2 tRNA genes and 3 rRNA genes are annotated in these 5,751 nt (G+C 52.2%); all 5 read right to left on the reverse strand.

The window, feature by feature from the left end:
* Positions 1-63 precede the first annotated feature (63 nt).
* Positions 64-178, reverse strand: a 5S ribosomal RNA gene (gene rrf / locus J3456_RS19300).
* Positions 179-322: 144 nt separating this feature from the next.
* Positions 323-3,154 (reverse strand): 23S ribosomal RNA (locus tag J3456_RS19305).
* A 409-nt stretch (positions 3,155-3,563) separates the two neighbouring features.
* Positions 3,564-3,640: transfer RNA gene (locus tag J3456_RS19310), tRNA-Ile, on the reverse strand.
* 167 nt (positions 3,641-3,807) lie between these two features.
* Positions 3,808-3,883: transfer RNA gene (locus J3456_RS19315), tRNA-Ala, on the reverse strand.
* Between the two features lie 148 nt (positions 3,884-4,031).
* Positions 4,032-5,495, reverse strand: a 16S ribosomal RNA gene (locus J3456_RS19320).
* Together the 16S, 23S and 5S rRNA genes with 2 tRNA genes alongside form the textbook arrangement of a ribosomal RNA operon.
* Between the last annotated feature and the right edge of the window lie 256 nt (positions 5,496-5,751).

The raw sequence follows: 5,751 nt of genomic DNA on the forward strand, positions 1-5,751 counted from the left end.
AGCTGCGGCGGTTTTGTTATTCTGTTCATCGTCGAGAGATACTTAATATCAGGAACTTATTAGGTTTGGCGATGACCTACTCTCCCACGTCTTAAGACGCAGTACCATCGGCGCTACGGCACTTAACGGCTGGGTTCGGGATGGGACCAGGTGTTTTGCTCGCGCTATGATCACCAAACCAAATAAATTCCTGATACAGGGCTCTGCTCTGCAGAGTGACGGCGTCACTACTGAAGTGCGGAGCGCTGTTAATTCCAAGTCATGTACAACTGATTGTATGTGTATGCTTTTGCCCAGTTAAGCAGTCTTGCTTCTACTGGATCAAATCAAGCCTATCGAGCAATTAGTACCAGTCAACTGAACGTGTTACCACGCTTACATCTCTGGCCTATCGACGAGGTGGTCTACCTCGGCTCTCAGGGATACCTTGTTTTGAGGGGGGCTTCCCGCTTAGATGCCTTCAGCGGTTATCCTGTCCGATCATAGCTACCCAGCACTGCTATTGGCATAACAACTGGTCCACCAGTGGATCGTTCACCCCGGTCCTCTCGTACTAGGGGCAACTCCTCTCAAGTATCCTACACCCACGGAAGATAGGGACCGAACTGTCTCACGACGTTCTAAACCCAGCTCACGTACCTCTTTAAACGGCGAACAGCCGTACCCTTGGGACCTGCTCCAGCCCCAGGATGAGATGAGCCGACATCGAGGTGCCAAACACTGCCGTCGATATGGACTCTTGGGCAGTATCAGCCTGTTATCCCCGGCGTACCTTTTATCCGTTGAGCGATGGCCCTCCCACTTGGGACCACCGGATCACTATGGCCGTCTTTCGACTCTGCTCGACTTGTCAGTCTCGCAGTCAGGCTGGCTTCTGCCATTGCACTCAACGAGCGATTTCCGACCGCTCTGAGCCAACCTTCGCGCGCCTCCGTTACGATTTAGGAGGCGACCGCCCCAGTCAAACTACCCGCCACACAGGGTCCCGGAACCGGATAACGGTCCGCGGTTAGACATCAAGCAGAACAAGGGTGGTATCTCAAGGGAGGCTCCACCGAGACTGGCGTCTCGGTTTCAAAGCCCACCACCTATCCTGCACATGTTCGGCCTAATGCCAGTGTGAAGCTGTAGTAAAGGTGCACGGGGTCTTTCCGTCTAACCGCGGGTAACCGGCATCTTGACCGGTAATTCAATTTCGCTGAGTCTATGTTGGAGACAGCGGGGAAGTCGTTACGCCATTCGTGCAGGTCGGAACTTACCCGACAAGGAATTTCGCTACCTTAGGACCGTTATAGTTACGGCCGCCGTTTACCTGGGCTTCAATTCAGAGCTCTCACCCCTCCTTTTAACCTTCAGGCACCGGGCAGGCGTCAGACCCTATACGTCGTCTTGCGACTTCGCAGAGCCCTGTGTTTTTAATAAACAGTCGCCACCCCCTGGTTTGTGCCCCCAGCCTCTAGTTGCCTAGAAACCGGGCCTCCTTCTCGCGAACTTACGGAGGTATTTTGCCGAGTTCCTTCAACATAGTTCTCTCAAGCGCCTTGGTATTCTCTACCTGTCCACCTGTGTCGGTTTAGGGTACGATCTAGCGATGGAGCTATTTCCAGGGACCTCTAAGCAGCCCATTCAATCCGATAAGGATGAACTACCCTCGAGATCCGTCACTTCCATCTGGCCCAGGAATATTAACCTGGTTCCCATCGACTACGCCTTTCGGCCTCGCCTTAGGGGTCGGCTTACCCTGCTCAGATTAGCTTTAAGCAGGAACCCTTGGACTTTCGGCGAGAGTGTCTCTCACACTCTTTGTCGCTACTCATGTCATCATTCTCACTAGTGATCTCTCCACCGGATCGCTCACGCGCCAGCTTCACAGAAAGCTCCTTGTGTCCAATCCTACCTAAGTAGGTAAGGACACATGGAACTATGTCACACTACGCTCTGCTACCATGCAATAAATGCATCCTCAGCTTCGGCTCATGGCTTGAGCCCCGTTACATCTTCGCCGCAAGACAACTTATTTAGACCAGTGAGCTGTTACGCTATCTTTAAAGGATGGCTGCTTCTAAGCCAACCTCCTGGTTGTTTTGGTCGTCTCACCTGCTTTCCCACTTAGCCATGAATTAGGGGCCTTAGCTGGAGGTTAGGGTTGTTTCCCTCTTCACGACGGACGTTAGCATTCGCCGTGTGTCTGCCGACTAGTACTCCTCGGTATTCGGAGTTTGGTTAGGATCAGTAAGCCTGTGGGGCCCCATTACCCATCCAGTGCTCTACCCCCGAGGGTATTCGGTCGACGCTCTACCTAAATAGATTTCGCAGAGAACCAGCTATCTCCGAGTTTGATTGGCCTTTCACCCCTAGGCACAGCTCATCCCGATCTTTTTCAACAGATGTGGGTTCGGTCCTCCAATAAGTGTTACCTTATCTTCAACCTGGCCATGCCTAGATCACTCGGTTTCGGGTCTGATCCCACGAACTCAACGCCCTATTAAGACTCGCTTTCGCTACGCCTACACCTAACGGCTTAAGCTTGCTCGTGAGACCAAGTCGATGACCCATTATACAAAAGGTACGCTGTCAGGACGCAAGGTCCCTCCAACTGTTTGTAGGCGTTCGGTTTCAGGTACTGTTTCACTCCCCTCGTCGGGGTGCTTTTCACCTTTCCCTCACGGTACTGGTTCACTATCGGTCAGTAAGGAGTACTTAGCCTTCGAAGGTGGTCCTCCGATCTTCAGACAGAATTTCACGTGTTCCGCCCTACTTAATACGTCCAATCATGCTTCTTATACGGGACTATCACCCACTTTGGTTGCGCATTCCAACGCATTCTAACCACACTCATGGCTCGGCTGGTCCCCGTTCGCTCGCCGCTACTAGGGGAGTATCATATTGATTTCCTTTCCTCCGGGTACTTAGATGTTTCAGTTCCCCGGGTTTGCCTTTTTAAGCCTATATATTCAGCCTAAAAATACCTGGTTTACCAAGTTATTAGCTGCACCGAAGTGCAGTAATAACAAAGTATCAGGTGGGTTGCCCCATTCAGAAATCCATGGATCAAAGCTTATTCTCAGCTCCCCATGGCTTATCGCAGAGTATCACGTCTTTCATCGCCTCTTACTGCCAAGGCATTCACCAAACGCCCTTTTCGCGCTTGATTTGATCCAGAAAAAGCAAGACTTAGCGTCTCGCGCGAAGATCAGAAGCTGGTAAGAAACTGATCCTCTTATCCTGTATCAAAAGCATACTTTTACCCGCCCAGACTATCGTCTGGACAAATGAGCGATGCAGATAGCGAACCGTCCGTGCAGGAGGTCCGCGTCATCGCTCTGGTTAGTGTACTTGACTTGGACAACATATTCGTTTCGGTCGCGATATGTCTGAGAGGCCGAGGAAACAGCCAGTCAAACACCGGCCCCGAAGGGCAGCAACCGAGATCATCCCCTAACGCGGGGCGATCAAACATGTTGTTAGTATCTCTCTTTACGATGTCAATTCGTCTGCGGACAGACGATCAAACACATGATTATGTGCTTGATGATATGTCCGAATGTCACTCTGGTTAGGAGTGGTGGGTCGAGGAGGACTTGAACCTCCGACCTCACGCTTATCAGGCGTGCGCTCTAACCACCTGAGCTACCGACCCAGAGATTTTGCCGAAGGCAAAACTCGTCGTTCCGGCAGGGCATTCCGAAGGAATGGCCCGAGAGGAACCAGCCCTTAGTGGTTGAGATTTAAGGACCGTTACGCTGCCCTTCTCATCGTTGCTGCGCAACGACTGCCAGGGCGACGCCTTTTGCTTTGCAAAAGGCTTGGTGGAGCCTAGGAGGATCGAACTCCTGACCTCCTGAATGCAAATCAGGCGCTCTCCCAGCTGAGCTAAGGCCCCAAACTTTTGAGACCTACGCATGCAGCGCAGGACCTATTTTCTGAAGAGATATGAGGACGGCTCGGTTCTAATATTGGCCGGCTTTGTATGCCGACCTGCTAAGTGTTCCATGAGTTGAGCAAGCTCAACTGGCTAGGAACATCCTTAGAAAGGAGGTGATCCAGCCGCAGGTTCCCCTACGGCTACCTTGTTACGACTTCACCCCAGTCGCTGATCCTACCGTGGTCCGCTGCCTCCTCGAAAGGTTGGCGCACGGCCGTCGGGTAGAACCAACTCCCATGGTGTGACGGGCGGTGTGTACAAGGCCCGGGAACGTATTCACCGTGGCATGCTGTTCCACGATTACTAGCGATTCCGACTTCATGGGGTCGAGTTGCAGACCCCAATCCGAACTGAGACAGCTTTTGGGGATTAACCCATTGTCACTGCCATTGTAGCACGTGTGTAGCCCAACCCGTAAGGGCCATGAGGACTTGACGTCATCCACACCTTCCTCCCGCTTATCACGGGCAGTTTCCTTAGAGTGCCCAGCCGAACTGCTGGCAACTAAGGATGTGGGTTGCGCTCGTTGCCGGACTTAACCGAACATCTCACGACACGAGCTGACGACAGCCATGCAGCACCTGTCACTGCGCCACCGAAGTGGACGCCCGATCTCTCGGGTTAGCACAGGATGTCAAGGGTTGGTAAGGTTCTGCGCGTTGCTTCGAATTAAACCACATGCTCCACCGCTTGTGCGGGCCCCCGTCAATTCCTTTGAGTTTTAATCTTGCGACCGTACTCCCCAGGCGGAATGCTTAATCCGTTAGGTGTGTCACCGAACAGTATACTGCCCGACGACTGGCATTCATCGTTTACGGTGTGGACTACCAGGGTATCTAATCCTGTTTGCTCCCCACACTTTCGTACCTCAGCGTCAGTATCGAGCCAGTGAGCCGCCTTCGCCACTGGTGTTCCTCCAAATATCTACGAATTTCACCTCTACACTTGGAATTCCACTCACCTCTCTCGAACTCAAGACCAGGAGTTTAAGAGGCAGTTCCAGGGTTGAGCCCTGGGATTTCACCCCTTACTTTCTGATCCGCCTACGTACGCTTTACGCCCAGTAATTCCGAACAACGCTAACCCCCTCCGTATTACCGCGGCTGCTGGCACGGAGTTAGCCGGGGTTTCTTTACCAGGTACTGTCATTATCATCCCTGGCGAAAGTGCTTTACGATCCTAAGACCTTCATCACACACGCGGCATGGCTAGATCAGGCTTGCGCCCATTGTCTAAGATTCCCCACTGCTGCCTCCCGTAGGAGTCTGGGCCGTGTCTCAGTCCCAGTGTTGCTGATCATCCTCTAAAACCAGCTATAGATCGTAGACTTGGTAGGCCATTACCCCACCAACTATCTAATCTAACGCGGGCCGATCCTTCTCCGATAAATCTTTCCCCCGAAGGGCGTATGCGGTATTACTCACCGTTTCCAGTGGCTATTCCGCAGAGAAGGGCACGTTCCCACGCGTTACTAACCCGTCCGCCGCTAGACCCGAAGGTCTCGCTCGACTTGCATGTGTTAGGCCTGCCGCCAGCGTTCGTTCTGAGCCAGGATCAAACTCTCAAGTTGAAAAGCTATTGCTAGCTTATCCTTGACGTCGAACCTCTGCACATCGACCTGTATCCCTTACTGAAAGATACAAGCCATTCTCTGTTTGTTGTGCTTGAGACTACAAAGTAGTCGAAAGCCGTCCAAACAGTGAAGCTGACACTCTATCATCGACCGAAGCCTAAGAGCGCGATATACAGACGTTGATCCATCGAATGAACCAAACCGCCCACATATCTCTTCAGATATCAAATTTTCAAACAGCGTTGAGACAAAA

Origin of the sequence: Sulfitobacter sp. NFXS29, assembly GCF_040148765.1 — a bacterium.
Lineage (GTDB): Bacteria > Pseudomonadota > Alphaproteobacteria > Rhodobacterales > Rhodobacteraceae > Sulfitobacter.